Source organism: Aminobacter sp. NyZ550 (genome assembly GCF_025628925.2).
GTDB lineage: Bacteria > Pseudomonadota > Alphaproteobacteria > Rhizobiales > Rhizobiaceae > Aminobacter > Aminobacter ciceronei.
This window is the reverse complement of the sequence record NZ_CP114190.1, coordinates 4435304-4462114: the sequence shown is the minus strand read 5'-3', so window position 1 is coordinate 4462114 and position 26811 is coordinate 4435304. Positions and strand designations below refer to the sequence as shown.

At 65.1% G+C, this 26811-nt stretch carries 23 protein-coding genes; 7 read left to right on the top strand and 16 right to left on the bottom strand.

What is annotated here, in order from left to right; genetic code table 11:
* Positions 1-11: 11 nt before the first annotated feature.
* On the bottom strand, positions 12-716 hold the full coding sequence (gene purN, locus N7E70_RS22195; RefSeq protein WP_154385136.1) for a phosphoribosylglycinamide formyltransferase: 705 nt from the start codon (positions 714-716) through the stop codon (positions 12-14).
* Complete coding sequence (purM, locus tag N7E70_RS22190; RefSeq protein WP_263007651.1) at positions 713-1777, bottom strand: phosphoribosylformylglycinamidine cyclo-ligase; 1065 nt, start codon at positions 1775-1777, stop codon at positions 713-715. Before purM ends, purN begins: the two co-directional genes overlap by 4 nt.
* Positions 1778-2015: 238 nt before the next feature.
* Between purM and N7E70_RS22185 the strand changes: the two genes are divergently transcribed.
* The 3 genes from N7E70_RS22185 to hdaA are packed head-to-tail and all read left to right on the top strand — an operon-like array spanning position 2016 to position 4556.
* Positions 2016-2573: a CDP-alcohol phosphatidyltransferase family protein gene (locus tag N7E70_RS22185; protein ID WP_263007650.1), complete on the top strand. Its 558-nt coding sequence runs from the start codon at positions 2016-2018 to the stop codon at positions 2571-2573.
* Positions 2545-3852, top strand: coding sequence for an AI-2E family transporter (locus N7E70_RS22180; protein ID WP_263007649.1), 1308 nt, complete (start codon positions 2545-2547; stop codon positions 3850-3852). The genes N7E70_RS22185 and N7E70_RS22180 overlap by 29 nt, the downstream gene beginning before the upstream one ends.
* Complete coding sequence (gene hdaA / locus N7E70_RS22175; RefSeq protein WP_263007648.1) at positions 3849-4556, top strand: DnaA regulatory inactivator HdaA; 708 nt, start codon at positions 3849-3851, stop codon at positions 4554-4556. The genes N7E70_RS22180 and hdaA overlap by 4 nt, the downstream gene beginning before the upstream one ends.
* A gap of 165 nt (positions 4557-4721) precedes the next feature.
* On the opposite strand, the gene N7E70_RS22170 is transcribed toward hdaA, so the two are convergent.
* From N7E70_RS22170 to N7E70_RS22120, 11 genes are all read right to left on the bottom strand, one after another.
* Complete coding sequence (locus N7E70_RS22170) at positions 4722-5006, bottom strand: hypothetical protein (protein WP_263007647.1); 285 nt, start codon at positions 5004-5006, stop codon at positions 4722-4724.
* Between the two features lie 146 nt (positions 5007-5152).
* Entirely contained in the window at positions 5153-6253 is a 1101-nt protein-coding gene (locus N7E70_RS22165; protein ID WP_263007646.1) for a helix-turn-helix transcriptional regulator, read from the bottom strand.
* A gap of 313 nt (positions 6254-6566) precedes the next feature.
* Positions 6567-8390 carry an ABC transporter ATP-binding protein gene (locus tag N7E70_RS22160; protein ID WP_263007645.1) on the bottom strand — a complete coding sequence of 608 codons (1824 nt, stop codon included), beginning with the start codon at positions 8388-8390 and terminating at the stop codon, positions 6567-6569.
* Positions 8387-9331 carry an acetamidase/formamidase family protein gene (locus tag N7E70_RS22155; protein ID WP_263007644.1) on the bottom strand — a complete coding sequence of 315 codons (945 nt, stop codon included), beginning with the start codon at positions 9329-9331 and terminating at the stop codon, positions 8387-8389. The genes N7E70_RS22160 and N7E70_RS22155 overlap by 4 nt, the downstream gene beginning before the upstream one ends.
* A complete protein-coding gene (locus tag N7E70_RS22150) occupies positions 9321-10964 on the bottom strand; it encodes an ABC transporter substrate-binding protein (RefSeq protein ID WP_263007643.1) in 1644 nt (547 codons plus the stop codon). Before N7E70_RS22150 ends, N7E70_RS22155 begins: the two co-directional genes overlap by 11 nt.
* Positions 10965-11015: 51 nt before the next feature.
* Positions 11016-11936 (bottom strand): ABC transporter permease, encoded by a 921-nt coding sequence (locus N7E70_RS22145; RefSeq protein WP_154385144.1) that lies wholly within the window; start codon positions 11934-11936, stop codon positions 11016-11018.
* A complete protein-coding gene (locus N7E70_RS22140; RefSeq protein ID WP_067963916.1) occupies positions 11933-12838 on the bottom strand; it encodes an ABC transporter permease in 906 nt (301 codons plus the stop codon). Before N7E70_RS22140 ends, N7E70_RS22145 begins: the two co-directional genes overlap by 4 nt.
* Positions 12816-13424 (bottom strand): ANTAR domain-containing response regulator, encoded by a 609-nt coding sequence (locus N7E70_RS22135; protein WP_067963914.1) that lies wholly within the window; start codon positions 13422-13424, stop codon positions 12816-12818. The genes N7E70_RS22140 and N7E70_RS22135 overlap by 23 nt, the downstream gene beginning before the upstream one ends.
* Positions 13421-14527, bottom strand: coding sequence for a transporter substrate-binding protein (locus N7E70_RS22130; protein WP_263007642.1), 1107 nt, complete (start codon positions 14525-14527; stop codon positions 13421-13423). The genes N7E70_RS22135 and N7E70_RS22130 overlap by 4 nt, the downstream gene beginning before the upstream one ends.
* 188 nt (positions 14528-14715) lie before the next feature.
* Positions 14716-15348, bottom strand: coding sequence for a LysE family translocator (locus tag N7E70_RS22125; RefSeq protein WP_263007641.1), 633 nt, complete (start codon positions 15346-15348; stop codon positions 14716-14718).
* 217 nt (positions 15349-15565) lie between these two features.
* Positions 15566-16225, bottom strand: coding sequence for a response regulator (locus tag N7E70_RS22120; RefSeq protein ID WP_263007640.1), 660 nt, complete (start codon positions 16223-16225; stop codon positions 15566-15568).
* 128 nt (positions 16226-16353) lie between these two features.
* On the opposite strand from N7E70_RS22120, the gene N7E70_RS22115 reads away from it, so the two are divergent.
* A complete protein-coding gene (locus N7E70_RS22115; RefSeq protein ID WP_263007639.1) occupies positions 16354-18120 on the top strand; it encodes an ATP-binding protein in 1767 nt (588 codons plus the stop codon).
* Positions 18121-18204: 84 nt separating this feature from the next.
* On the opposite strand, the gene N7E70_RS22110 is transcribed toward N7E70_RS22115, so the two are convergent.
* From N7E70_RS22110 to N7E70_RS22100, 3 genes are all read right to left on the bottom strand, one after another.
* Positions 18205-19542 carry a purine-cytosine permease family protein gene (locus N7E70_RS22110; RefSeq protein WP_067963906.1) on the bottom strand — a complete coding sequence of 446 codons (1338 nt, stop codon included), beginning with the start codon at positions 19540-19542 and terminating at the stop codon, positions 18205-18207.
* 108 nt (positions 19543-19650) lie between these two features.
* Complete coding sequence (locus N7E70_RS22105; RefSeq protein WP_182575321.1) at positions 19651-21660, bottom strand: hydantoinase B/oxoprolinase family protein; 2010 nt, start codon at positions 21658-21660, stop codon at positions 19651-19653.
* A gap of 47 nt (positions 21661-21707) precedes the next feature.
* Positions 21708-23768 carry a hydantoinase/oxoprolinase family protein gene (locus N7E70_RS22100; RefSeq protein WP_263007638.1) on the bottom strand — a complete coding sequence of 687 codons (2061 nt, stop codon included), beginning with the start codon at positions 23766-23768 and terminating at the stop codon, positions 21708-21710.
* A gap of 202 nt (positions 23769-23970) precedes the next feature.
* Here N7E70_RS22100 and N7E70_RS22095 point away from each other — a divergent pair, with 202 nt between their 5' ends.
* The 3 genes from N7E70_RS22095 (at position 23971) to N7E70_RS22085 (ending at position 26318) form a co-directional block, all read left to right on the top strand.
* A complete protein-coding gene (locus N7E70_RS22095) occupies positions 23971-24231 on the top strand; it encodes a hypothetical protein (RefSeq protein WP_154385147.1) in 261 nt (86 codons plus the stop codon).
* A 144-nt stretch (positions 24232-24375) separates the two neighbouring features.
* Positions 24376-25533, top strand: a complete 1158-nt coding sequence (locus tag N7E70_RS22090; protein WP_067963900.1) for a transporter substrate-binding domain-containing protein — start codon at positions 24376-24378, stop codon at positions 25531-25533.
* 134 nt (positions 25534-25667) lie between these two features.
* Positions 25668-26318 carry an ANTAR domain-containing response regulator gene (locus N7E70_RS22085; protein WP_083948635.1) on the top strand — a complete coding sequence of 217 codons (651 nt, stop codon included), beginning with the start codon at positions 25668-25670 and terminating at the stop codon, positions 26316-26318.
* The last annotated feature ends 493 nt before the right edge of the window (positions 26319-26811 follow it).

Genomic DNA, 26811 nt, shown 5'->3' with positions numbered 1-26811 from the left:
GATCTTTCGGCTCAGGGCGTGATGCGGGCGAGCTGCTCCAGGTCGATCTCGTCGCGTGCCGGATGGGGGGCTGCGATCTCGTCGGTGCCGATGCTGTCGCTGAAACCTGAATAGGTCGTGCGGCTGCCCTCCATGCGCACCTTGCCTTCGGCAAACAGCTTGAGGGCGAGCGGATAGAGCCGGTGCTCGGCCTTGAGCACGCGGGCCGACAGTGTCGGCTCGTCGTCGTCGATCAGCACCGGCACGGCGGCCTGGGCGATGATGGGGCCGTCATCCATTTCGGGCGTGACGAAATGCACGGTGCAGCCATGCACGCGGATGCCGGCGTCGAGCGCGCGCTGGTGGGTGTCGAGCCCCTTGAAGGACGGCAACAGTGCCGGATGGATGTTGATCATCCGGCCCTGCCATGTCTCGACGAAGCCGGTGGTCAACAGACGCATGTAGCCGGCTAGCGCCACGATCTCGGCGCCGAAGGTGTCGAGCGCCGAGCCGATCGCCTCGTCATGCGCTTCCTTGCTGGCGTGCTCCGCGCGGGTCACCACCTTGGTGGCGATGCCGCGGCTGGCGGCGATGCCGAGGCCGGGCGCGTTGGCCTTGTCGGAGATGACGCCGACGATCTCGGCGGGGAATGCCGGGTCGGCGGCGGCGTCGATCAGCGCGGCCATGTTGGAGCCGCGGCCCGAGATCAGGATGACCGTGCGTTTGCGCTGCATCATAGGGCGAGCGACCCGCGATAGATGACGCCGGTGTCGCGGCGCGGCACGATGCGGCCGATCGGCGTGACGGTCTCGCCGGCCTCCTGCAGCACGGCGGCGACCTGCGCTGCCTGTCCGGCGGCAACGACCGCGATCATGCCGATGCCGCAGTTGAAGGTGCGCATCATTTCTTCGGGCGACACACCGCCGGTGGAAGCCAGCCAGGAGAACACGCGTGGTGCCTCGATCGCCGACAAATCGAGCTCGGCCGAGAATTCCTTGGGCAGCACCCTGGGGATGTTTTCGGGGAAACCGCCGCCGGTGATGTGGGCCAGCGCCTTGATGCCGTTGGTCTCGCGGATCGCCCGGAGCAGCGACTTGACGTAGATGCGGGTCGGTTCGAGCAGCGCTTCGGCAAGCGTCGGGCCGTCGGCGAAAGGCGCCCGGTCGCTCCACTTGAGACCCGAGACCTCGACGATGCGGCGGACCAGCGAATAGCCGTTGGAATGCACGCCGGAGGAGGCGAGGCCGAGCAGCACGTCGCCCTCGACGACGTCGTCGGTCGGCAGCAGCCGGCCACGCTCGGCGGCACCGACGGCAAAGCCGGCGAGGTCGTAGTCGTTGCCATGATACATGCCGGGCATTTCGGCGGTTTCGCCGCCGATCAGCGCGCAGCCGGCCTGGCGGCAGCCCTCGGCGATGCCGGAGACGATGTCGGCGCCCTGGTTGGGGTCGAGCTTGCCGGTGGCGAAATAGTCGAGGAACAAAAGCGGCTCGGCGCCCTGGACGACGATGTCGTTGACGCACATGGCGACGAGGTCGACGCCGATCGTGTCATGCTTGCCGGCATCGATGGCGATCTTGAGCTTGGTGCCGACGCCGTCATTGGCCGCGACCAGGATCGGGTCGTTGAAACCGGCGGCCTTGAGGTCGAACAGGCCGCCGAAGCCGCCGATCTCGCCATCCGCGCCCGGCCGGCGCGTCGAGCGCACCAGCGGCTTGATCTTCTCGACCATCAGGTTTCCGGCGTCGATGTCGACGCCCGCCTGCGCATAGGTGAGACCGTTCTTGCCTTCGCTCATCGCCAAATCCTGATGCCCAAATCCTGGTGCGCTTTTGCGGCGCTATTCGCATGAACGGCCGGTTCCCGCAAGCGAGACGGCCAGATTGCCTTGGAAACGGCCGCCAAAGCGGTGGACAGGGGGCTGACGCGGCCCGCTCTCTTGCGATGCCGTGAAGTCTCGCCCATTTATCGACCAAAGACAAAATATCTCAAAAAGACAAAGCATAATGGCAAAAAGCCGAGACGGGATGCTGATTGTGACTGTTCCGAACATGATCACCATCATGAGGCTGATCCTCGTGCCTTGCGTGATCTACGCCATGCTGGCGGGCGAGTGGGACTGGGCCTTCGCCGGTTTTGTCATTGCCGGCGTCTCCGACGGCGTCGACGGCTTCATCGCCCGCCATTTCAACCAGCGTTCGGAACTCGGCGCCTATCTCGACCCGATGGCCGACAAGCTGCTCCTGGTCAGCGTCTTTGTCGTGCTCGGCATCATGGGGCACCTGCCTTTGTGGCTGGTGATGCTGGCGGTGTCGCGCGACGCGCTGATCATCGGCGCCGTGCTGTTGTCGACGATCATGGGCCATCCGGTGAAGGTCAGCCCGCTGATGGTGTCGAAGGTCAACACCGCGATCCAGATCGTTCTGGCGGCGGTGGTGCTGGCCGAACTTGCCTTCAGCTTTGCGCTCGGCCCGGTCCGGCCGGCGTTGATAACCATTTCCGGCCTCTTGACCGTCGCTTCGGCGGCAGCCTATCTCGTGGCTTGGCTGAGGCACATGAGCGGTTATGGCGAAGGCGACACTCCCAACCGATAACGACGCGGCCGAAGAAGCGGCGGCGGCGGCATTCCGCAAGCAGATCCGCTTCTGGCTGATTTCGGCCGTCCTGTTCGCCGCTTTCCTTTATCTGTTCAGCGACATTCTTTTGCCCTTCGTCGCCGGCATGGCGCTGGCCTATTTCCTCGACCCGGTCGCCGACCGGCTGCAGAAGCTCGGCCTGTCCAGGTTGATGGCAACCGTCGTCATCCTGGTCTGCTTCCTGGTGCTTCTGGTTCTCGGCCTTGTCATCATCATTCCGGTGCTGGCCTCGCAGATGGCCGACTTCGCCGCCAAGGTGCCGGGCTATCTCGAACGCCTGCAGCAGCTGATCACCGACTTCAATCCGCAATGGCTGGAGCAGCGTTTCGGCGTCGATGCGCAAGGCCTGCGCGAGGGGCTGAATTCGCTGATCAAGTCGGGCTTCGGCTTCGTCACCACCATCTTCCAGGGCATCTGGAGCTCCGGCGTGGCGCTGTTTTCGATCGCCAGCCTGTTCGTGGTCACCCCCGTCGTCGCTTTCTACATGCTGCTCGACTGGGACCGCATGGTTTCAGTCGTCGACAGCTGGATCCCGCGCGACCACGTTGTAACAGTCCGCCAGATCGCCCGCGACATCAACACCGCGATCGCCGGCTTCGTCCGCGGCCAGGGCACCTTGTGCCTGATCCTCGGCATCCTCTATGCCGTCGGCCTGACGCTGACCGGGCTCAATTTCGGCGTGCTGATCGGCCTGTTTGCCGGCCTCGTCAGCTTCATTCCTTATGTCGGCTCGCTGCTTGGCCTGGTGCTGTCGATCGGCGTCGCCTTCGTCCAGTTCTGGCCCGACTGGACCATGGTGGCTGCGGTGGCGGCGGTGTTTTTCATCGGCCAGTTCATCGAGGGCAACATCCTGCAGCCGCGCCTCGTCGGCAAGAGTGTCGGCCTGCATCCGGTCTGGCTGATGTTCGCACTCGTCGCCTTCGGCGCGATGTTCGGTTTTGTCGGCCTGCTGGTGGCGGTGCCGTCGGCGGCGGCCGTTGCGGTGCTTGTGCGTTTCGCCATTGGCCGCTACCTCGATTCCCCGCTCTATCACGGCCATGCCGTGGAGGCGCCCGCGCCGAGCGGTGCAAAAATCGAGGCCGCCCGCGTGCCGAGCGATGCCAAGACCGAGGCTGTCGCGCCGGGTAGCGCCAAGACCGCCGCTGCCATGCGGAGCCGTGCAGAAACCGAGGCCGATAGGCCGAGCCGCGCCAAAGTCCAGGCCCGCAAGCCGGGCGATGCGAAACCGGAAAAATGACAGTGTCGCGCGAGCCGATCAAACCGCGCCAGCTGCCGCTCGACCTTGGTCATTCACCAGGGTTTTCGCGCGACGACCTCGTCGTCTCAGGGGCCAACGCGCAAGCCGTGTCGCTGATCGACCGCTGGCCCGACTGGCCGGCACCGGTGGTGCTGCTCGCCGGTCCGGCCGGTTCGGGCAAGTCGCATCTCGCCGCGATCTGGCGTGACAATGCCGACGCACTTCAGCTCGACGTCTCGGACATTTCGGCCCATCTCGGCGAGATCGGCACGGCCTCCGTGCTGATCGACGATGCCGACCAGGGCCGGCTCGACCAGAACGGGCTGTTTCACCTCATCAACACGGTGCGCGGCTCGGGCGCGCAATTGCTGCTCACCGCGCGCAGCTTTCCCACCGCCTGGGGCGTGACGCTGCCCGACCTCGCCTCGCGGCTGAAGGCTGCGGCGACCGTCGAGATCGACGAGCCCGACGACCTGCTGCTCGCCGGCGTCATCACCAAGCTGTTCGCCGACCGCCAGGTCGAGGTCGAGCCGCATGTCGTGCAGTTCCTGGTCCGCCGCATCGAACGCTCCCTGTCGACCGCCATCCGCGTCGTCGAACGCCTCGACCGCGCAGCGCTGGAACAGAAAAGCCGCATCACCCGGGCGCTTGCCGCCGAAACCATCGGCGCCCTCGACGCCGGGCAGGGCGAGTTCGAGCTGTAGGGCCTAATGGCTCCTCGCTTCGTCATCCCAGAGGCTTGACCCGAGGATCCTGCCGTGAGGGTGAGGAATGTGGGGCGGGTGGCATAAACTGCCTGTGTTCTGCATTGCTTGGAATTGCCCAGGAACAGAAAGCGCCGCCGCAATTCGACCAAAAGCGGAAGCGCTCTAGCCCCTGGCGAAGCGCGCGTAGAGCGCCTTGGCGCCGAGCAGCACTGCGAGCAGCGTGACGTTTGAGACCAGGCCGACGGCGACGGCAAAGGCCTTGGCGATCTCGTCGGAGGCGCCGAAGCTGAATGGGATCAGCACAGCGACGAAGACGACGCCGAGCGCGATCGGAATCCAGCGGTTCAGCGTCGGCGCGGTGTTGGCGGCGGTGACCAGCAGCGCGACCAGCAGGCCGATGCGGAACGGGTCGGTCAGCTGGGCCAGATAGATGTCGAGATAAGGCATTGTCGTTTCTCCCCACGCCAGTTGCGCAGGTCGCAGGCCAACTGTCGAGTAAGCCTATCGTCTAGATTGGCTCCGCCTTCGAACAGAGCCGCCTCTCTGCGCGAGCCTGATCCCGAACACCGGTTTCCCCCTCCTGCGATCACACCCTAGCTGCCCGGTCGCGGCAGCGTCACGCCGAGCAGCAGCCGGACCAGCGACGACTGTTTGGAGACCCCCGATTTGGCGAAGATCGAGCGCAGATGCGAGCGCACGGTTTCGCGCGCGATGCCGAAATCCTGGCTGATGGCATCGATGCTGCGGCCGTCGGCAAGGGCCGCGGCGATGCGCGCTTCGCTCGGCGTCAGGTCGAACAGCGCCTGCAGCACCTTGACCGGCGGTGCGCCCGGGCCGGGCAGCGGCATGATGACGAGGATGCTGTTCATGCGGCTGAACACGTCGTTGGCCGAGCCGCGCACCGGCAACAGATGGGCGACGCCCGACGGCTTGCCGTCGCCGCCCTTGATCGGGAAGGACTGGACGATGCCGCGCCTGGTGCCGCCGGCCAGTGCCGAAAGGGCCTGATCGAGCAAGGCATCGGCCTTCCTGTCGGTGATCTGGGCACGCGCCGTGCCGTCCTGCACCATGTCGGGGATCAGCCTGTCCATCAGCGCGTTGCAGGCAAGCAGCTGGCCGCGTCCACCGAGCACCGCCGCCGGCAGGCCAAGCGCCTCCAGCGCGTCGGCCCCGGCACGCGCCTTTTCCAGCCCGAGCCGCGCACCGACCATGGCCGCGCGGGCGACATGTGGGCGTAAGCGGTCGAGTGCCTCGACAAGGGGACGCTCGAACGGGCCGCGGGCGGTGGAACGCTCGAGGTTGAACGACAGCACGTCGCCGGTGGGCAGCGGGATATGGGTGCCGGCGGCCCAGCCCATGCCGCGTGGCCTGAGGAAGTCGCGGTAGATCGGCTCGCTGTCCAGCTCCTCTGCGCTGAAAGCATCGAGATCGGTGATGAAGCCGGGATAGGCCAGCGCCTCGGCGCGCGCGGCGCGGCCGTTCACCGCCATCCAGCCTTCATCCATGAAGGCCCCGACATGGGGCGCGACCGCCTCAGAGGCGACATAGGCGGAAGCACCGCGGCTGATGGTGAAGAGATAGCCGCCGATGCCGTCGACGGCCCTGGCGAGGTCGTCGAGCAAGGCGGGCCATTTCTCCGGGACGAAGGACGCCTCATAGATCTGGTCGATGAATTTTTCCGACAGCTCCGCCAATCGTTGCCACTCCCACCCTGGCCCGCGACCGGTTATGCAAAGTCATTCGCGCGTGGCGCAAAGCCGGCGAGCGGATCCGCCAGGCCTGGGCATGGTGGAACGCACTGCTGTCATTCAGCTTTTGTTGACCATGCTTGATCGGACGATAGCACTACACTTTGATTCATCAAATGCTGGCTGCCCTGCGCAAACGTCGCAACGGCACAACTCCCTGTGATCTTTCCACAATCTATGGCCGCCGCCGCCACGCACATCGGTTGTTCGGGTGGAGGATGTCCAGGCAGCCCGGCGCCGGCCGCGCCGGGCGGCGCGCTCAGCCGGCCTGGCTTTCTGACGATTCGGCGACGAGATGGCCGCCGCCGACATCGGTGAGCACCAGCTTCTTTGGCGCGTCGCCAAGCTTGCGCACCGGGCTCGGGATCTCGCGCTCCATGCGGGCGAAACGGGCCCGGCGCCTCTGGGGATCGGGCACCGGCACCGCCTCGATCAGCCGCCTGGTGTAGGGGTGGCGCGGATTGGAGAAGATCTGGTCGCGTGTGCCCATCTCGACGATCTGGCCGAGATACATGACGGCGACGCGGTCGGAGATGTTCTCGACCACCGCCATGTCATGCGAGATGAACAGATAGGCGACGCCGAATTCGGCCTGCAGCTCCTTCAGCAGCTGCAGCACCCGCGCCTGCACCGAGACGTCGAGCGCCGACACACTTTCATCGGCGATGATCAGCTTGGGCCTGAGCGCCAGGGCGCGGGCGATGCAGATGCGCTGGCGCTGGCCGCCGGAAAACTCGTGCGGATAACGCTCCATCTGCTCAGTCGAAAGACCGACGCGCTCGAACAGAGCTGCGACCCGTTCTGTGCGTTCCCTTGGGGTGCCGATGTCGTGGATCACAAGCGGTTCGGCAACGAGCTCGCCGACACGCATGCGCGGATCGAGCGAGGCGTAAGGGTCCTGGAAAATCATCTGCACGTCGCGGCGCACCGCCTTGCGCGCGTCGCGGCCGAGGCCCTTGAGGTTGCGCCCGCCGATCTCGAGCTCGCCGTGATAAGGCACCAGCCCGGCAAGGGCTTTGGCCGTCGTCGACTTGCCGCAGCCGGATTCGCCGACAAGCGACAGCGTCTCGTTGGCGGCGATGGCAAAACTGATACCCTCGACGGCATGGACGCGGCGATTGACCCGGCCGAAGAAACCACCGGTGAGGTCGAAGCGGACATGAAGGTCGCGCGCCACCGCGACCGGCGCGGGCTTCGCCTCCGCGATCTCCGGCAGCGCTGCCTGACGCGCGGCGCCAGTGCCCATGCGCGGCACCGCCGCAAGCAGGTCGCGTGTGTAGTCGACCTGGGGTCGCTCGAAAATGTCGGTCACCTTGCCCTGTTCGACCATGCGGCCGTGACGCATGATGATGACGCGGTCGGCCATTTCGGCGACGACGCCCATGTCGTGGGTGATCAGGATGACGCTGGTGCCGTGCCGGCGCTGCAGGTCGCGCAGCAGTTCCAGCACTTCGCCCTGCACGGTGACGTCGAGTGCCGTTGTCGGCTCGTCGGCGATCAGCACGTCGGGTTTCAGCGCCAGCGCCATGGCGATCATGACGCGCTGGCGCATGCCGCCCGAGAGTTCATGCGGATATTGTTTCAGCCGGCTTTCGGCCTCGGGAATGCGCACAGCGGTCAGCGCCTCGATGGCGAGTTTGCGCGACTCGGCGCTGGAAACACCGGTATGGGCCTCGATCGCCTCGACGAGCTGGCGGCCGATCGACAGCACCGGATTGAGCGAGGTCATCGGCTCCTGGAAGATCATGGCGATGCGGTTGCCGCGGATGCGGCGCATCCGGCCTTCGTCGAGCGAGGCGAGATCGGTGTCGCCGAGCCGGATCGCGCCGGCCGATATGCGTGCTGCCGGCTGCGGCAACAGCGCCATGATCGCCAGCGAGGTCATCGACTTGCCGGAGCCGGATTCACCGGCGATGCACAAGGTCTCCCCGCGTGCCAGGGAGAAGGAGAGCTCGGAGACGACGGGCCGTTCGCCGTCTTCGCCGCGCACCGAAATGGTCAGCCCGGCGACGTCGAGCACCGGCTTTTCCGACGTCGGGGCAGGGGCCCCGACGTCGCGTTTGATATCGGTGGCAGCGTTCATTCGAACACGCAGCGCGGGAAGTAGAACGACACCACCCAGTTCGGCATGTCGACGATCTCCGAAATGCGCAGGTCGCCGCACACCGACACCAGCATGTAGGCGTCGACGGGATCCATCTTGTAACGCGCCGACAAAAGGTCGACCATCTGCGCGACCGCCTCCTTGGCACCGGTCATCAAATCGGGACCGATGCCTGTCGTCACCTCATAGCCCTTGGCGTCGAGATGCCGTGTCACCGGCCCCGGCGTGGTGAAGCGCGGCGTCTTCAGCCTGGCATCCTTGACCAGGTCGAGGGTGAGCACGACGTTCATCGGGCTTTCGATCGCCGTGCCGCAGACCTCGCCGTCGCCCTGGGCGGCATGGGTGTCGCCGACCGAAAACAGCGCGCCCGCCACTTCGACCGGCAGATAGAGCACGGTGCCGGCGGCAAGGTCGCGGATGTCGAGATTGCCGCCGACGCGGCGTGGCGGCACCACCGAGTGGTGCCCCATCTCGGCAGGGGCGTTGCCGATGGTGCCGGCGAAAGGCTTCAGCGGCACGCGGCCGTTTTTGCCGAACAAAGCCGGTGCGAGCGAGGTCGCGTCATATTTCCAGATGTTGAGCGCCGGCTCGGTGAAGTCGTCGGCGAGCAGGCCGAAACCCGGAATGTTGGCCGTCCAGCCGAAGCCGGACGGCTTGAACGCCTCGATCGTCACCTTGAGCGCATCGCCAGGTTCTGCGCCCTCGACGAAGATCGGCCCGGTCACCGGGTTGATCCTGTCGAAGTCGAGCTTGGCGATGTCGCCGACGGTGCTTTGGGCCGTGAGCTGGCCGCCCGAGGAATCAAGACATTCGAACTCGATCGTCGAGCCGGGCGTCACCCGCTCGGCCGGGGCAAAAGAATTGTCCCAGCCGAAGTGATGATGGCGTCCGTGGATGGTGTAGTTGCAGTTATTGCACATCGTTCACATACACATAGTCGTAGTTGATCGGGATATGGACCGGGTCGACATACAGCTTGTCGTCGCCGCCCATGCGCGGCGACTTCATGGTGAAGCGCTGCTCGTTGAAGACAGGTGCCCAGGGCGCATCGGCCATGATCTTGGCGTAGATCTCGCCCCACAATTTGGCGCGCTCTTCGGCCTTGGCGGGATCGACGATCGAATCGGCCGCGGCCGCCTTGTCGTCGAGCTCCTTGTTGCAGTACCAGGCCCAGTTCCAGCCGCCCTGCACCGCACCACTGCAGCCGAGGATCGGGCCGTAGAAGTTGGACGGATCGGGGAAGTCGGCGATCCAGGCCATGCCGCCCGACCAGATCATCGGCGCACCATTCTTTTCGCCGCCGGCGGCAATGACATTGGCCTGGGCCAGCGACTGGATCGCCGCCTTGATGCCGATCGCCGCCAGATCCTGCTGGATCGCCTGGGCGATGCGCGGGTTGGGATCGGTGTTCATGACGAACAGTTCGGTCTCGAAGCCTTGGGGATGGCCGGCCTCGCCGAGCAGCGCCTTGGCCTTGTCGACATCATAGGCATAACCGGCAAATGCCTTGTCATAGCCGGGCATCGACGGCGGCAGCGGCTGGTTGGCAGGCACCGCGCGGTTGTTGATCAGCTTGACGATGCGGTCCTTGTTGATCGCCATGTTGACGGCCTGGCGCACCTTGACGTTGTCGAAGGGCGGCATCTGGGTGTTCATGGTGACATAGCCGGTCTGCAGCTGGCCGCCTTCGACGACACGCGCCTTCTGCTCGGGATCGGCCATCACCTCCTGGAACTTGGCCGGCGGAATGCCGTCGCCGGGAACGTCGACCTCGCCATTCTGCAGGCGCAGAAGGGCGACGATCGGCTCCTGGCCGATCTCGAAGGTGATCTTGTCGATATAGGGCAGGCCCTTGTGCCAGTAGTCGGCGTTGCGCTCGAACACCAGGCGCTGGCCGAGCGTCCACTCGGCCATCTTGTAGGCGCCGGTACCGACAGGATGCTTGCCGAAATCGGCGCCGTATTTCTCGACCTCCTCCTTCGGCACGACATGGCTGAAATTGATCGCCATGACATGCAGGAAGGTGGCGTCGGGCCGCGACAGCTCTATTCTGACCGTCGAGGGGTCGACGACAGTCACGCCCGACAGGCTTTCCGACTTGCCGCCGGCGACGTCGTCATAGCCGTTGATCGAGGCGAAGAAGCCGGCGCCCGGGCTCTGCGTCTTGGGGTTGGTGACGCGGTCGAGCGAATATTTGACGTCGTCTGCCGTCATCTCGCGGCCATTGTGGAATTTCACCCCCTTGCGCAGCTTGAAGGTGAAGGTCTTGCCGTCGGGCGAGATCTCGTAGCTCTCGGCGAGTTCTGGGCGCAGCGTGGTGGTGCCGGGCTCGTAATCCATCAGCCCGTCGAACAGGCTCTTGATCATCGACCAGTTCTGCCAGTCATAACCGATCGCCGGGTCGAGGGTGGCGACATCGTCCTTGTAGGTGATGGTGATCGCGCCGCCCTGCTTGGCCTTGGGGTCGAGCGTTTCCTGCGCGCTGGCCGAGGCCAGGCCGAGCGCCAGCACAAGCGCCGACGCGGCGACCGTTGATGTCAAATAATGTCTCATCCGAGGTTCCCTTCTCTTTGTTTGTTGTCGTCTGTCTGTTGGCAGTCTGGATCAGCGCAGCTTTATGCGCGGATCGATGAACGGGGCGACGATGTCGGCGAGCAGGTTGCCGAGCACGATGGCGCAGGCCGACACCAGCGTGACGCCCATGATGATCGGGATGTCGACACGCTGGATCGCCTGCCAGGCGAGCTGGCCGATGCCGGGCCAGCCGAACACGCTTTCGACCACCACGATGCCGCCCATGAACAGGCCGATGTCGATGCCGATCATGGCTATGACAGGCAGGATGGCGTTGGGCAGAGCGTGGCCGAACAGCACGGCGCGCTGGGCCAGGCCCTTGGCGCGGGCGGTGCGGATATAGTCCTGGCGCAAAACGTCGATCATCGACGAGCGCATCATGCGCGAGTACCAGCCGGCGCCGAGGATGCCGAGCGTCAGCGACGGCAGCACCATGTGGCTGAAGGTGCCGTAGCCGCCGATCGGAAACCAGCCGAGCTTGACGGCAAAGACGTAGAGCAGCAGCAGGCCGACGACGAATTGCGGCGCCGACACGCCGATAAAGGAGCCGACCATCAGCGCCTGGTCGGTGGCGCTGCCGCGCCTGACGGCGGCCACCAGGCCCATGCTCAGGCCGATGACCAGCTCGCAGACGATGGCGCCGACCATCAGAAGCAGGCTGGCCGGCAGGCGCGCCACGATCAGCTCGCTGACCTCCGAACGCTGGATGTAGGAGCGGCCGAGATCGCCGCTGACGAGGTTGGTCAGATAGCGCCAGTATTGCACCGCGAAGGGCTGGTCGAGCCCGAGCTGCTGGCGGATGCTCTCGACAGTCTGCGGCGTGGCGCTGCGGCCGGCGATCTGGCGCACCGGATCGGCCGGCAGCAGATAGAGCAGGGCAAAGGTGATCAGCGACACGCCGAGCAGGATCAGGGCGGCCTGGATCAGCCGGCGGGTGAGATAGGCGATCATGCCCGGCCTCGCTGCGTCGGGTCGAGAATGTCGCGCAGCGCATCACCGACGAGGTTGAAGGCCAGCGCCAGGGCCAGGATCGCCGCACCTGGGAAGAACACCAGCCAGGGGGCTGCCTGGAAATAGGTCTGGTTCTCGAAGATGATGTTGCCCCACGACGCCGTCGGCGGCTGCACGCCGATGCCGAGATAGGACAAAGTCGCTTCCAGAAGCACCGTCGTCGAGATGCCGAGCGTGCCCCAGACGATGATGGTCGGCAGAAGATGCGGCAGGATGTGGCGGAACAGGATGCGCAAGGTGCCGGCGCCGATGGTGCGCTCGGCGTCGATGAACTCACGTTCGGCCAGCGAGCTGGTTTCGGTGAAGACGATGCGCGCCGTCTGCACCCAGTTGACCAGCGCGATCACCATGGCGACGATCCACAGGCTGGGCTGGAACACGGCGGCCAGGCAGATGGCGAGCAAAAGGGCCGGAAAGGCCATCATCAAATCGGTGAAGCGCATCAGCGCTGCCCCGACAAAGCCGCGGAAATAACCGGCGGTGATGCCGACGAGCGTGCCGATCAGGAGGGCAGCGCCATTGGCGACGATGCCGATAATCAGCGAGGTCCGCGCGCCATGGAGAATGCGGGTCAGCAGGTCCCGGCCGAGCAGGTCGGTGCCGAGCCAGAAGGTGGCGCTGGGCGGCAGCGGCGCGCCTTCCAGCGTCAGCCCGTCGAACATCTGCTCGTTGGGGTCGTAGCCGGTGAGATAGGGCGCGAGCACCGCACCTGCGACGGTCAGCGCAATGATCACCAGGCCGGTCAGCGCCAGCGGCCGCCTGACCAGGCGGCGCCAGACACCGGCGCGCGGCCGGGCTGGCACAGTGATGGCTGATACCTCAGGCGCGATGGGACTGGTCAACGCCGGCCTCCTTTTCGGTCAGGGCGACGACACGCCGGGCGGCGTCCTCGAGGCTGACCTGCCAGTTCATGGCGAGCGCGCGCAATTGCGCATAGGCGCGTTCGTCGTCGACGCCGTCCTGGCCCGACAGCGCGGAAACAGCGCGGACAATGGTCTGGCGTTCGGCGACACGCTGCTGCAGTGCCGTGATCTCGTCGGCCAGCTGCCGGCGCGCGGCAAAACTCTGGCGGGCAATCAGCAGCGCGCTGTAGACGCCGGCATTGCCGACCGGCTTCAGCAATTGCGCATCGGCCTTGTGCGCCAGCGCCCATTCGATGCGGCCCGGCGCTTCCGAACCGATCAAGGCGATGGTCGGCATGGGGGCGGCACCCCTTGGCCATGGAAACTGCTGGTCGAAGCCGAGATCGACATCGAAAAAGACGAAGTCGGCGGCCAGCGCCTCGGCCGGCAGCTCCGGCCAGCAGTCGACAACCTCGAGGCCGATCGCCTGGAGCTGGCGTGATATCGCGCTGACGGTTGCATGCGGGCGGTGCAGCACGAATGCCCTGGCGCCGCCGAGATTGGGGATGTGCGCGGCCCGGCTCATGATACGACCTTGAGCCGCTGGCGGCCGAAGGTCCTGGCCCGGTCGTAGCGCGAGAGATAGGGGTCCGGCGCCACACGTTCGATATGGCTGACCCGTTCGAAGCCGAGCCCCGAGATGCGGCCGATCTCGACCGGCAAGGTGGCGTGCTGGGTCTGCGGGTCGACGGTGATGCTGCCGAAGGGCGTGGCAAAACTGGTCCCGGCAAAGGCTGTGGACAGTTCGGCGAAGCCGGCAACAGGGTTTTGCGCCAGCACCTTGGCCAGCACCATGACCGAGGCGTAGCCTGAGGCCTCGAAGGACGACGCCGGCGTCTCGTCGGTGGCGGTGGCGGCATTGCGGAAATAGGGCCCGACCGAGAGGTGGCCATTGCCGGCCGCACCGATTGCCGGCAGCTCGGCCTCGGTCAGGTTGCAGGACAGGATCGGACAGCACTCGGGCCCGAAATGCGGGTCGTCGCGGGCGAGATCGGCGTAGGCGGCGAAAAAGGCGTAGGACGAGGTGCCGATCAGATTGTTGAGGATGAAGGACGGCCGTGTCGCCTTGATCTCCTCGATCAGCCTGGAGACGTCGGCGTCGCCGATCGGCAGGTAACGCTCGCCCAGAACCTTGCCGCCGGCGTCGGCAATCAGGTCGCGGGCGACACGGTTGGTCTCCCAGCCCCAGATGTAGTTGGAGCCGAGCAGGAAGCCGTTGGCGCCGAAGCGCGGCACGACATGGGCCAGAAGCGGCACCAGATGCTGGTTCGGGCAGGCATGCATGTAGACGACATGCTCATTGGCCTCGAAACCTTCATAAGGGCAGGCATACCACAGTGCCGCCCCCGACTTCTCCAGCACCGGGATGACCTCCTTGCGGCTCCACGACGTCACGGCGCCGACGACATGGCGCGCGCTGCTGTGGCGCAGTATCTCGTCGCAGAGCGGCGCGTAGCGGTCGATATTGCCGCCGGGGTCCCGATCGATGGCCACCAGCTCGATGCCGCTTGCCGGGTCGGCATTGACATCAGATATGGCGCGCATGGTGCCTGCATGGCAGGCATTGGCGACCAGCTGATAGCTGCCCGAGCGCGAATAGAGCACGCCGATTTCGATGCGCGACTTCAAAAATTCCTCCCAAAAACAAAAATGCCCCGCAGCCACCGCCGGGAGGCGAGGCATACGAGGCATGTTTGCCACCCGGCAGTCGGGGCCGGTATTTGAGGTCAGCCTAGCCTGTCGCGCTCTTCAGTCAAGGGGGGGGCAGATGCGAATGCATGGATCCGGGCGAAGGCATGGACAGGCGTCGTGTCATGTCAGATCTGGTGGCCGACCAGCGCCAGGCCGAGCCCGACCAGGATCGTGCCGCAGGCCTTGGGCACGATCCAGCCGGTATTGCCCGATGCGACACGGGCAAGGGTGACCGAAGCGATGCCGACGGCGGCAATGTCGGCGACTGAGAACACCAGGTTGACGAACATGCCGAGCATCAGGAACTGCAGCCACACCGGCAAGGCGGCCGCCGGATCGACGAATTGCAGCAGGAAGGTCAGGAAGAACAGGGCGGTCTTCGGGTTGAGGATCTCGACGATGATGCTGTCGCGCAGGCTTTGTGACGCGAGGTTGGGCGATGCCGGGCTGGCGACGTCGCCATGCGACTTGCCCCAGCCCGTGAACATCTGAAGGCCGAGCCAGACGAGATAGGCGGCCCCGGCAAGCTTGATCGCCTCGAAGAGCATCGGCGCCTGCTCGATCAGCGAGGTCAGGCCGATGGCCGCGGCGAAGATGTGGACGTAACAGCCGATATGGACGCCAAAGGCTGCCATCAGACCGGCCCGGCGGCCGAGCGCCACCGTCTGTGCCGTCATGTAGAGGATCGCCGGTCCCGGCATGCAGGCGAAGGCCAGCGTTGCCAGGGCAAACGGAATCCAAAGTTCCAGCGATGGCATGACGGCTCCTCCCCAATGATGCGACCGTCAAATGGCGCGCTGGCCCGATGACGCGATCGCCAAATGACGCGATGGAAGGGAGGAGTAGGCTCGTCGCTGACGCGAAGACATACGACAGATGCCGTATTTAGAGCGCGCCCGGCCTTGGCTAAAGTGCTGATGGTTAAAGAGATATTGACGTGATGCCGGGCGCCGTCAGGGCGCTGCGCGGCAGGCTTCAGGCTGTGGGCAAACCCAGGCGAACCGCATAGGCGGTCAGTTCGGCGGCACTGTGGAGATTGAGCTTGCCCATCAGGTTTTCGCGGTGCTTGCGCGCCGTCGCCGGGCTGATGCCCAGCCGCTCGGCCGTGGCGCGCGCCGTCAGCCCTTGCGCCACCAGAGCGAGGATTTCGCGCTCGCGCCGGGTCAGCGGCACCGGCGACAATATGTCGGGCACGGCGTGCGGCCTGCCGCTGCCGGACGCCTCGCCGACGGCGAAACGCACTGTGCGGGCAAGGTAGGTGCCGCCTTTCCCGATTGCCTCGATCGCCTCGCCGAGTTCTTCGGGGTCGCCGTCCTTGGTCAGGTAGCCGCTGGCGCCGGCCTCGAGTGCGGCGCGCACCGTCCGCGGCTCGATATTGGCGGTCAGCACGATGATCTTCAGCCTGGGCACGAGCTCCCTGATGTCGGCGATGAACTGGATGCCGGCAACGCCGGGCATTCCGAGGTCGAGCAGCAAAATGTCGGCGCGGGTCTTCGCCACCTTGTCCAGCAAGGCCTCGCCATCCGCCGCTTCCGCCACCACCGACATGTTGTCCATCGTCGAGATCAGCATCTTCAGCCCCTCGCGCACCAGCGCATGGTCGTCGGCGAGGATGAAGGTGAGCGGGCGGTTCATGTGGTCACCACAGGTGAATCAGCGATGCGTGGAGGCAGTTGCCAACTTATGGGAAATAAATTGCCGGTAGATCAACTGTCCCGGGAAGGACAGTTGAAGTGATGTTCATCCGGCAGGTGGGGAAGCGGATGCAGGAAGACAAGATACGCCAGGCGCTGGTCGAGCTGCTCTATCGCAATTCATATGGCGTGGTCATCTCCAACATCGTCATTTCGCTTGGCGCCGTCTATGTCTTGCGCAGCGGCATTTCCACAGCCTGGCTGGCCGGCTGGCTGGCTGCGCTGTACACGCTGACGGGCTTGCGCGTTTTCGCCTCCCGCCGCTTCTTCAGCCGACCGCGCGATATCAGGACGATCATGCGCTGGGCCTGGCTGGCAGCCGGCTTTTCCTGGGTCTCCGGGCTGTTGTGGGGCATCTTCGGCTGGGTCGGCTTCCTGCCCGAAGCGCCGCTTCTGCTGTCCTTCACCGTGGTGGTGCTGACCGGCCTGGTCTGCGGCACCGTACCGTCGCTTTCGGCCTTTCCGCCAGCGCTGATCGGCTCGATCCTGGCGACGGTGTTGCCGGTCGCCGCCCGCGTCATCACCAGCGGCAGCGCCATCTCGGCGGGTTTTTTGTTCCTGCTCGTCTCGCTGGTGGTGATCAATTTCTACTATTGCCGCATCACCTATCGCATGTTGCGCGAGACCATCAGCCTGCGGCTGGAAAACGAGCGGCTGGTCGAGCATCTGCAGGAGGAGCGCGATCGCGCCCAGACCGCCGACCGCGCCAAGACCCGCTTCCTCGCCGCCGCCAGCCACGATCTGCGCCAGCCGATCCATGCGCTTAGCCTGCTGGTGTCGACGATTGCCGTGCTGGCCAAGCGCGGCAACGTGCCGGCCGAGCAGGCGCGCGGCCTCGCCGGCCGGGCCAAATCGATCATCGGCAATCTCAGCGGCCTGCTGAACGCGCTGCTCGACATCTCCAAGCTCGATGCCGGCATCGTCACCGTTGCCCGCGAAAGCGTCTGCCTGCGCGAATTGTTGCGCGACTTCCGCGAGGAGTTCGCCACTGAGGCCAGACAGCGTGGCCTGACATGGCGGGTGGTCGACTGCCATCTGCTGGTCGAAAGCGACCCGATGATGCTGAAGCGCGTGCTGACCAATCTGGTGAGCAACGCCTTCCGCTACACCAAAGCGGGCGGCGTCGTGCTCGGCTGCCGCAAGCGCGGTGGACTGGTCGAGATCCAGGTCTGGGACACCGGGCCCGGCATTCCAGACGACCAGCAGGCGGCGATCTTCGAGGAATTCGTGCAGCTGCAGAACCCGGCGCGCGACCGCACTCAAGGGCTCGGCCTCGGCCTCGCCATCGTCCGCCGCACCGCCGGCTTGCTGGATCATCCGCTCACGCTGAAATCCCGGCTTGGGCGCGGCTCGATGTTTTCGATCACCGTGCCGCGCGTCGCCGCGGCAACGGCGCCTGTTGTTCAGCGTGAGGTGAAGCCGGAGCCGGTCTCAGGCGGCATCATCGTCGTCGAGGACGAGACCGACATTCTCGAGGCGATGGAGCAGCTTTTGACCATCGAGGGCCACAGCGTCTATGCCGGACGCTCGGCGGCGGAGGCCCAGGCGGTACATGCGGCCGCCGCCCTGCGCGGCGTGGCATCGGTCGACCTGATCATCTCCGACTACCGGCTGGCCCATGGCGCCACCGGGCTCGAGGCGATCCGCATGCTGAGCGCCTATCTCGGCCGCAGCGTGCCGTCGATCATCGTCACCGGCGACACCTCGCCGTCACGGTTGAAGGAGGTCAGCGCCGGCGGCAGCCGCATCCTGCACAAGCCGATCTCGGAAACCGAACTCAGCCAGGCGATCCAGGCGGCATGGGCAGAGGGCAGGGCGGTGACGGCGGGGGAATGAGCCGGAACGGCAAGGCGCGGCACAAAAAACATCCGGGCGCGGTCGGGTCTCGATGGTCGAGACCGCGCCCGCGCCCGGTTGGCCTCAGGAGGCTATGGCGACGGTTCTGATGCGCGACGACAGCGCCCAGAACAGGAGGAAGCTGCTGGTGACGGTTGCCGGCGCCGACAGCAGTTCGAGGTTGGGGATGGCGAGCAGGATGATGCCGATGGCCACAGCACCGAACCAGGCGACCATTCCGGGCGCGTAATAGGCAGGGAAATCGTCGTCGGGACGGGCGCTTTCCTCGCCGCTGCCGTCATGCTGTCCGCACATGATATAGGCCAGCGCCACGCCGACCCAGGCGACGACGAAGATGCCCTGATAGGCGAGTGCGACGAGCAGATACTGGAAGATGTCGGCCAGCATCACGACATAGACGATGACGCCGACAATGATCGCCCATACATATTTCGGCATCTCCAGCTTGAACACCAGCCGGAAGAACGCCTGCATGTTGACTGTCGACAGGTAGAAGTTGGTGGTGTTGATGCGCGTCTGGCTGATCCAGACGAACAGCAGGCCGAGCGCGCCCATCATCACGATCAGCGCCTTGACGACCGAGACTTCCGAGGTTGCGCCCTCGAGCGGGATCGTCTGCACCAGGAAGATGCCGACCAGGCCGTTGACGAAATAGGTCAGCGTGTAGAAGGGCAGGCCGAAATTGAAGACGGCGTGGTAGGTCTCGTCCTCCTTCTTGCCGAAGCGGGCGAAGTCGAAGGTGCACATCATCATCCACCAGACGCCCATGAAGGCGATGAAGACGTTGATCCAGCCATAGGGCGGGGCGCCGCCATCAGGCGTCATGGTCAGCCAGGCGTTGGAATAGCCGTAATGCGAGATGGCGTAGATCACCGTGCCCATCAGGCCGACAAGATAGAGCGGCAAAAGATAGCCGTTGAACTTGTCGAGCCAGTGCTGGACGCTGCCGAGGATCAGCGGCACGCTGTAGATGCAGACGATAAGCGCTGCGACCGCGAAGGTCAGGCCTTCGAAATAGTAGGTCGCCGCCGTGGCGATGACCGAGCCTTCGAACACGGCGTAATAGATGCTCGAGACCGCATAGATGAAGGTGGCGATCGCCGAGCCGTAGCGGCCGAACAAGAGCCTTGAAAATAGCGACACCGACAGGCCGCTCCTGATCGCGTAGCGGGTGATGACCGCATTGATGGCGGAGTAGGAGATAACAGTCAGTATCAGGCCGATGATCGTATTGGCGGTGCCATAGATTTCGGCGAGCGTCGCCGAGATGATGAGAAAGAACATGGCGCTGCAGATCGCCCAGAAGGCCATCGTCAGATTGAGCTTGGGCATGCGGCCTTTGGGTGGGACGGGCCGTTGCGAATAGTCGAGTTCCCCTGCGACATCGAGACTTCCAGACATGGTTCATCTCCGAATTTTTGTTTTTTGGCAGATTCTTGATTGTTGATTATGCGAACCCCGTTGGCGAAGAAGGCAGCAAGCCCACTGGAGCCTGCTGCCTTCCCTTGATCAGGCGACCTTCAGGGTCGCGTTGGCGGCCTGGCCCGATGCCGTCCAGTAGGGAACCGTCCGCCGCTTCAGCATCTCGCGGAACTCGGCGGTGGTCTTGGCAAGAAGCTCGCCCGAGCCCCAGTCGACGATGACGCCGTATTGGCGGATCAGGTCGAGCATGTTGAGCTTCTTGTCGCGATAAAGGGCGGCGATCTTCTCGGCGTCCTCGTTGAGCCAGTCCTTGCGGTGGCTGGCGATGCGCGCCCGTTCGGCCAGCGTGGCGTTCTCGTCGATCCTGTATTGGTCGAGATCGAGATCGACGACATGGACGACGACGCCATAGTCCTTCTTCGCCCGCTCGACCGAGACATAACCTTCGACCACGTCGCTGAGCACGCTCTGGATATCGCGCTTGAGCGGATCGCCGAGGCCGCCGCCGCCGGCCGAGGGCCGCTGCACGGTGTCGCCCTGCTGCAAAGGCACGCCTGAAAACAGCGAGCCGAGATAACGCTCCTTGTCCTGGCCGGGATTGACCCAGACGCCGTGCGGGATCGACGGCAGGCCGCCCCACAGGCCCCAGGTGATCGAGCGCTCGCGGTCGCAGCAATAAGACACCACGGTGCGTTCGCAGGCGTAAAGCGTGCCGCCCTTCTGGACGCCGAGGCCGCCGCGGAATTCGCCGGGGCCGCCGGAATCGACCATCAGCTCGTGGCAGGTGGTGAGAACGGGCGACAGCCGCTCCTGGCCTTCGAAGGGCTGGGTGCCGAGCTGGACGCCGAACACCGGGCCGGTTGCCGCCCAGCCGTCACGGCCGTTGCGCGCGCCCCAGCCGCCGACCATCCAGTCGTACCACATGAAGTAGGGCTTGCCTTCGTGACGCGTGTCGCGGCCGCCGATCAGCAGATAGTCGAGGTTGAAGGTGCAGGCCATGGCGCGTTCCGGCAAGACCTCCGCCCAGAGCTCGAACACCGCGTTCATGATCTTTTCGAAGGGACCGGAGGCGAAGCCGGCGACCGGGGTCGGCCATTCGGCATTGACCACCGAGCCGAGCGGTCCGGCATCGACCGTCACCACCCGGTAGAAGCCGGAGTTCATCGGAATGTCAGGCGACTGCATCTTGGTGCCGGCGACGACGGCGGCGAAGGCGCCGCCATAGCAGCAGTTGAGGAACGAGCCGACCGTCTTGGGGTGGGAGCCGGTCAGGTCGTAATGGACGCGGTCGCCGTCGATGGTCATCTTGACCTTGATCGGCACCAGCCCTTCGCCCTCGTCGGGATCGACGTCGATATAGTCGATGGTCTCCCAGGTGCCGTCGGGCAGCTCGGAGATGCGCTGGCGCGTCATGTCCTCGACATAGTCCTGGACCTCGTTGAACGACTTCTTGATCGTCTCGACGCCATATTTGTCGCACAGGCGCTGGATCTCGCGCTCGGCCAGGCGGCAGGCTTCGGCCTGGGCCTGGAGGTCGCCGATGATGTCGCTGGGCGCACGCGTATTGTGGGCGATCAGCTCGGCGACGTCGGAGAGATAGACGCCCTTGCTGTAGACCCGGACCGGGGTGATGCGCAGGCCTTCGGCCATGTGGTCGAGTGCGTTGACGTTGAACGAGCCGGGCACGGCGCCGCCGACATCGGCCCAGTGGCCGTTGGCCTGGGCGAAGCCGAGCAGCTCGCCCTTGTAGAACATCGGCGCAAACAGGCGGGTGTCGTTGAAGTGGGTGCCGCCCTGGTAGACGTCGTTGATGACGAAGACGTCGCCCGGGTGCACGTCATGGCCGAACTTCTTGATCACCGCCTTGGCGGTCAGGTGCAGCGTGCCGACGTGAGCGGCGATGTCGCCGCTGCCTTGCATGATGGTGTCGCCGGTCGGGTCGCACAGCGCCGAGGAGAAGTCGCGGGAGTAGATGACGAAGGAGTAGCAGGTGCGCAGGATCTGCTCCGCCATCTGGTCGACGATGTTGACATAGGCGTTCTTCAGGACCTCGAAGGTAACCGGATCGAGCGTGCGGCGATCTTTTCTAGGTGCCATTTCCAATCTCCAATTCAGAATTTGCGTGAGGGCTAAAGCTCGGTCGTTCAGGACTGCTGCGGGACGTGCATCCTGATGATCAGGTACTCGTCCACCTCGGCCTTGATCCCGGGCGGCACGACGATGGTCGAGTCGAGCTGGTCGATGATGGCGGGGCCGGCGACGACGGCGCCCGCATGCAGGGTCGAGCGGTCATAGACCGGGGTCTTGATGCGCTCCGGCGCTTCGTCGAAGCGGACCAGGCGTTCGCCGACGGGGTCGGGCAAGGGTGCTGTGCGCAGTTCGTGCCGGGCGAGCTCCGCCTTGCGGTTGAGGCCGGTGGCCTTGACCTGGATGCGGCACACTTCGACCGGGGCATCGGGCCGCGAATAATTGTGCTCGCGGCCATGCTCCTCATGGAACTGCCTGACCGCCTCGTCGAGATTTTCGATGTCGGCGCTGACCGGGATCGACATCGAGCGCCACTGGCCGAGATAACGCATGTCGATGTAGCGCTGGAACAGCATCTGCTCGGGCGAGATATCCTCGCTCAGCAGGCGGTCGTGGCCGTCTTCTTCGAGCAGGCGGAAGGCGCTGTTGAGCTCGGCCATGTCGATGTCGCTGACCGTGTCGGTGTACATCTGGGTGATGTCATGGGTGATGTCGACGAGCAGGCAGCCCATGGCCGAGGTGACGCCGGGATTTGGCGGGATCAAAACGACGGGGATGTAGAGGTCGCGGGCCAGTGCCACGCCATGCAGGGCACCGGCGCCGCCGAAGGCGACCAGTGCGAAGTCGCGCGGATCGTAGCCCTTGCGCAGCGACACCAGGCGCACCGCATCCGCCATGTTGGCGTTGGCGACCTTGAGGATCGACAGTGCCGCCTGTTCCGCATCCATGCCGAACGGTTCGGCGATGACGCGGTTGATGGCGCTTTCGGCCAGCTTGACGTCGAGTTCGACCCTGCCGCCGGCGAGCTTGGTGCCGAGGCGGCCGAGATAGACATTGGCGTCGCAGTTGGTCGGCTCCGTGCCGCCCTGATTGTAGCACACCGGTCCCGGCGTCGAGCCGGCCGATTGCGGTCCGTTGCGAAGCGCGCCGGCCGCGTCGCGCCAGGCCAGCGAGCCGCCGCCGGCGCCGATGGTCAGCACCTCGATGCTGGGGAAGCGGATCGGATAGCCATATTCGACATGCCAGTCATTGGTGACGTGGAGATGGCCGTCGGAGCACAGGCTGATGTCGGTGCTGGTGCCGCCCATGTCGAGGCTGATCGAGTTCTTGTAGCCGGCAAGCTCGGAGATGAAGCGGCTGGCAATGGCACCCGCAGCGATGCCCGATGCCGCCAGACGCGCGGCAAATTTGGTGGCGCCCTTGGCGGTCATGACGCCGCCGCCGGAATGCAGCAAAAGCACGTCGCCGGCATAACCGCCGTCCTGCATGCGGCTTTCGAGCTCGGCGCCATACTGGCCGGCGACCGGTCCGAGCACGGTGTTGGCGACCGTGGTGTTGAAGCGTTCATGCTCGAAGATCTCGGGCATGATGTCGCTCGACAGCGAGATCGACACGCCGGGCAGTTCCTCGAGCAGGATGTCGCGCATGCGCTGCTCGTTTGCGGGATTGACGAAGGAATTGACGAAGCAGATGGCGACGTTGTTGACGTTGCGTTTTTTGATGACGCGGGCGAGCTCGCGCGCCTCGGCTTCATTGACGCCTTCGATGACCTTGCCCGAATAGTCGATGCGCTCCGTCACCACCAGGCGGTCGCGGCGCGGCAGATAGGGCGGGGCCATTTCCTTGTAGGTGTCCCAGAGATCGTCACGCGTGCCGCGGCGGATTTCGATGACGTCGCGAAAGCCCTTGGTCGTGACCATGATGGCCGGCGGGAAGCGGCGGGTGATCAGCGCATTGGTGGCAAGCGTCGTGCCATGCGAGAACAGGATGATGTCGCGCAGCGCGACGCCGCCCGCCTCGATGCCCTTGAGCACGCCGTCGATCGGGTCCGGCGTGGTCGGCGTCTTGGCGACATGGATCTTGCCGGAAGCCTCGTTCAGGATGCACACATCGGTGAATGTGCCGCCCACATCGCAGGCCACACGCACCGCAGTGCCAAATGTCTCTACCTTGTTCACGTCCAGTTCCTCCTCAGGCTGATTGGTGTTGTCGTGCTTCCGCCGGGCGGGGCCGTTTTGGCACAGCTCCGCACGTCTGGAATCCTTGCGGAATCCCAGGGAATTCGGGGTGCGAGCGAGGTCAGTCGCTCGAAGCGGCAATGGGTATCGTCAGCGTCGTTGCTGTCTGCGCAGCCGAAGAGACGGGGCGCGCAGCGCACTGGTGGTAAAACGCAAAAAGGCTCCGGCGGAGATGAACCGCGGGAGCCTTTTTGCTCTGGTCTCAGCCCGCAGCGTCGCAGGCCTGATGTCGATGATCATCCGCAACTTCCCGATTTCTGTCAACCGGGATTTCGTCCGATCGGCGCAACATCAGGCAAAGCAACGTGTCTGGCGGTTTGTCGGCTCGCCTGCGAGCGTCGGACAGGCTTTGCCGGAACAGGGCAGTTGCCTGATATCGTTTGCCCAGGCGCAAGCGAGTTGACGGGGCAGGGCGCTTGAGGCACAGTTTACGCAAGGACAGCGATGTCCCGATCAGTCGAGCAAAGGCGCTTGCTGCGGTAACCCGCGCTGGGCGCTTTTTTTGTGTCGAGTTCGCGGATGAACAATCTGACGGAGTTGGCAATCGATGGCGACAAGAACCGAGGAGCCGATGAAGGTCGGCGTGTTGTTCTCTGAGACCGGCGTCACTTCGGTGATGGAACGCAGCATGCTGAATGCGACGCTGTTTGCCATCGACGAGGTCAATGAAGCAGGCGGCATCGACGGCCGTGAGCTTGTTGCCGTCCATTACGATCCGGGCTGCGATGCGGTTGCCTATCACCACCTCGCCAACCGCCTGCTTGTCGAGGACGGCGTCCGGATCATCTTCGGCTGCTACATGTCGAGCACGCGCAAGGCGGTGCTGAAGGCGGTCGAGCACCGCAACGGGCTGCTCTGTTATCCCGCGCAATATGAGGGCTTCGAATATTCGCGCAACGCCATCTATTGCGGTGCCGCCCCCAACCAGAACAGCGTCCAGCTCGGCGAGCATCTGCTCAACCATGTCGGCCAGCGCTTCTACATGGTCGGCTCCGACTATATCTGGCCGCGCGAGTCCGACCGCATCATGAACGAGATGCTGCTGAGGCATGGCGGCGAGGTGGCGGGCCGCGGCTATCTCAAGCTCGACGCCCGGCGCTCAGCCTACAAGCCGCTGATAGCAGACATCAAGCGCAAGCAGCCTGATGTGATCTTCTGCAATTTCGTCGGCGAAAGCATCGTCCATTTCTACCAGGCCTTCGCCGAAGCCGGCCTCGATGCCAGGGCGATGCCGATCGCCAGCCTGACCACCAGCGAAACCGACATCCAGGCGATGGGCATCGACGTCGGCGCCGGCCACATCACCTCGGCCAGCTATTTCCAGTCGGTCGGCGGGCTTGAGAACGAACGCTGCGTCGAGCGCTACAAGAAGAGGTTCGGCAGCGATGCGGTGACCAACATGTGCTGGGAGGCGGCCTATTTCCAGGTCCATGTCGTGGCCAATGCGCTGCGCAAGACAGGCACCGACGATGTCGAGACGCTCAGGCCGGCCATCCTCGGTTCGGAATTCGACGCCCCGCAAGGGCGCATCCGCATCGACCCCGACAATGCGCATACCTATGTGTGGCCGCGGGTGGCACGGGCGCGCGAGGACGGCCAGTTCGAGATCCTGTCGAGATCGGCAACGGCCATCCGCCCCGATCCCTATCTCGCCAGCTACAATCCCGAGGAATGGGGGGAGCGCCTGGCCATGCATTCCTTATGACCCGTGCTGGGAGGCAAGGGACTTCAGCGATGACCCTGTGCCGAGGGGCATGGGGACAAGAAACCGCCCGACATCAGGGCAAACGACACCCTGGGCAAGCGTTGTTGCCGACGACATTGCCGTAATGAGGACCAATGGTATCACGTAGCCCCCACGTGGCGCCGCATGACGGATCAGCGCCGATCCAGATCAAGGACATACGCTCGCTGCGTGTGCTTCTGCTGCAGCCCAAGAGCAGCGAGGGCGAGGAGCTTTGGCAGCACCTCAACCGCATCGGCTGCCAGGTCCAGACCAACTGGCCGCCGCCGGCGGAAATTCCTGCCAATATCGACGTGGTGTTCGCCTTCATCCGCCCGCTCGTCGAAGGCGGCATCAGCTGGAACTGGAACGCCGACGACCCGCCGGCGGTGCTGATCGCCATCGTCGACTATGAGAACCCGATCATCGTCGAGAAGGTGCTGCGGCTCAGGGCGCAGGCGGTGATCGGCCTGCCGCTCAGGACTTTTGGAATCCTCGCCAACATCCTTCTGAGCGTCAACAACCACCGCCGCGAAGAGCGGCTGCGCATCCGCGTCGAGCGGCTCTCCGCCAAGCTCAAGGCGCATCGCGACATCGACAAGGCCAAGGAAATCCTGATGGCCACCAACAAGGTGTCGGAGCAGGTTGCCTACGAGACCTTGCGCGAGCAGGCGATGAACAAGCGCACCACCATCGAGGCGATCGCGCTTGCCATCATCAATGCCAGCGACGCGCTCAAGCTGCCGGTGAAGGAGGCCGTTGCCTAGGCATCCGGGAGAGGGGCCGATGCGCTCCTCGGTCACTCCCGGTCGGCCTGACATGCCGGCGGCCCGGGCCTGTGGCGCATCGAATGCCGGCGCGCCGCATCAGCCTCGACGTGTCCCCGGCTCAAGCTGCCGGTCGAGGAGGCCGTGGACGTTGCCTAGGCATCTCCCGGCCGATGCGCTCCGCGGTCGCTCCCGGTCGGCCTGACATGCCGGTGGCCCGGGCCTGTGGCGCATCGCATGCCGGCGCGCCGCCGTCGCGCCGCGCTTGAGGCGTTTCGCCATTCGGCCCGAGCCCGCGTGGCCCGTGACGCATGCAGTGCCGGCGCGCCGGAGCACCCTCGACTTGTCCGCCCCGAGTCCCAGAGATCCACCCCGGGATGCCCCCGGGATGCCCCCGGGATGCCCCCCGCATGCCCCCCGCATGCCCCCCGCATGCCCATTGACATGACCGCCTAAATCCCTGACGCTTCACCCCATCGCGCCCGCACCGATG

Bases quoted from the DNA above. Each gene is read 5' to 3' on its own strand.
- N7E70_RS22115 (WP_263007639.1), top strand. From the start codon at position 16,354: ATGCAGGAAGACAAGATACGCCAGGCGCTGGTCGAGCTGCTCTATCGC.
- N7E70_RS22180 (WP_263007649.1), top strand. From the start codon at position 2,545: ATGGCGAAGGCGACACTCCCAACCGATAACGACGCGGCCGAAGAAGCG.
- purN (WP_154385136.1), bottom strand. From the start codon at position 716: ATGATGCAGCGCAAACGCACGGTCATCCTGATCTCGGGCCGCGGCTCC.
- hdaA (WP_263007648.1), top strand. From the start codon at position 3,849: ATGACAGTGTCGCGCGAGCCGATCAAACCGCGCCAGCTGCCGCTCGAC.
- purM (WP_263007651.1), bottom strand. From the start codon at position 1,777: ATGAGCGAAGGCAAGAACGGTCTCACCTATGCGCAGGCGGGCGTCGAC.
- N7E70_RS22160 (WP_263007645.1), bottom strand. From the start codon at position 8,390: ATGAACGCTGCCACCGATATCAAACGCGACGTCGGGGCCCCTGCCCCG.
- N7E70_RS22105 (WP_182575321.1), bottom strand. From the start codon at position 21,660: ATGGCACCTAGAAAAGATCGCCGCACGCTCGATCCGGTTACCTTCGAG.
- N7E70_RS22150 (WP_263007643.1), bottom strand. From the start codon at position 10,964: ATGAGACATTATTTGACATCAACGGTCGCCGCGTCGGCGCTTGTGCTG.
- N7E70_RS22085 (WP_083948635.1), top strand. From the start codon at position 25,668: ATGGTATCACGTAGCCCCCACGTGGCGCCGCATGACGGATCAGCGCCG.
- N7E70_RS22090 (WP_067963900.1), top strand. From the start codon at position 24,376: ATGGCGACAAGAACCGAGGAGCCGATGAAGGTCGGCGTGTTGTTCTCT.
- N7E70_RS22170 (WP_263007647.1), bottom strand. From the start codon at position 5,006: ATGCCTTATCTCGACATCTATCTGGCCCAGCTGACCGACCCGTTCCGC.
- N7E70_RS22145 (WP_154385144.1), bottom strand. From the start codon at position 11,936: ATGATCGCCTATCTCACCCGCCGGCTGATCCAGGCCGCCCTGATCCTG.
- N7E70_RS22135 (WP_067963914.1), bottom strand. From the start codon at position 13,424: ATGAGCCGGGCCGCGCACATCCCCAATCTCGGCGGCGCCAGGGCATTC.
- N7E70_RS22155 (WP_263007644.1), bottom strand. From the start codon at position 9,331: ATGTGCAATAACTGCAACTACACCATCCACGGACGCCATCATCACTTC.
- N7E70_RS22110 (WP_067963906.1), bottom strand. From the start codon at position 19,542: ATGTCTGGAAGTCTCGATGTCGCAGGGGAACTCGACTATTCGCAACGG.
- N7E70_RS22120 (WP_263007640.1), bottom strand. From the start codon at position 16,225: ATGAACCGCCCGCTCACCTTCATCCTCGCCGACGACCATGCGCTGGTG.
- N7E70_RS22125 (WP_263007641.1), bottom strand. From the start codon at position 15,348: ATGCCATCGCTGGAACTTTGGATTCCGTTTGCCCTGGCAACGCTGGCC.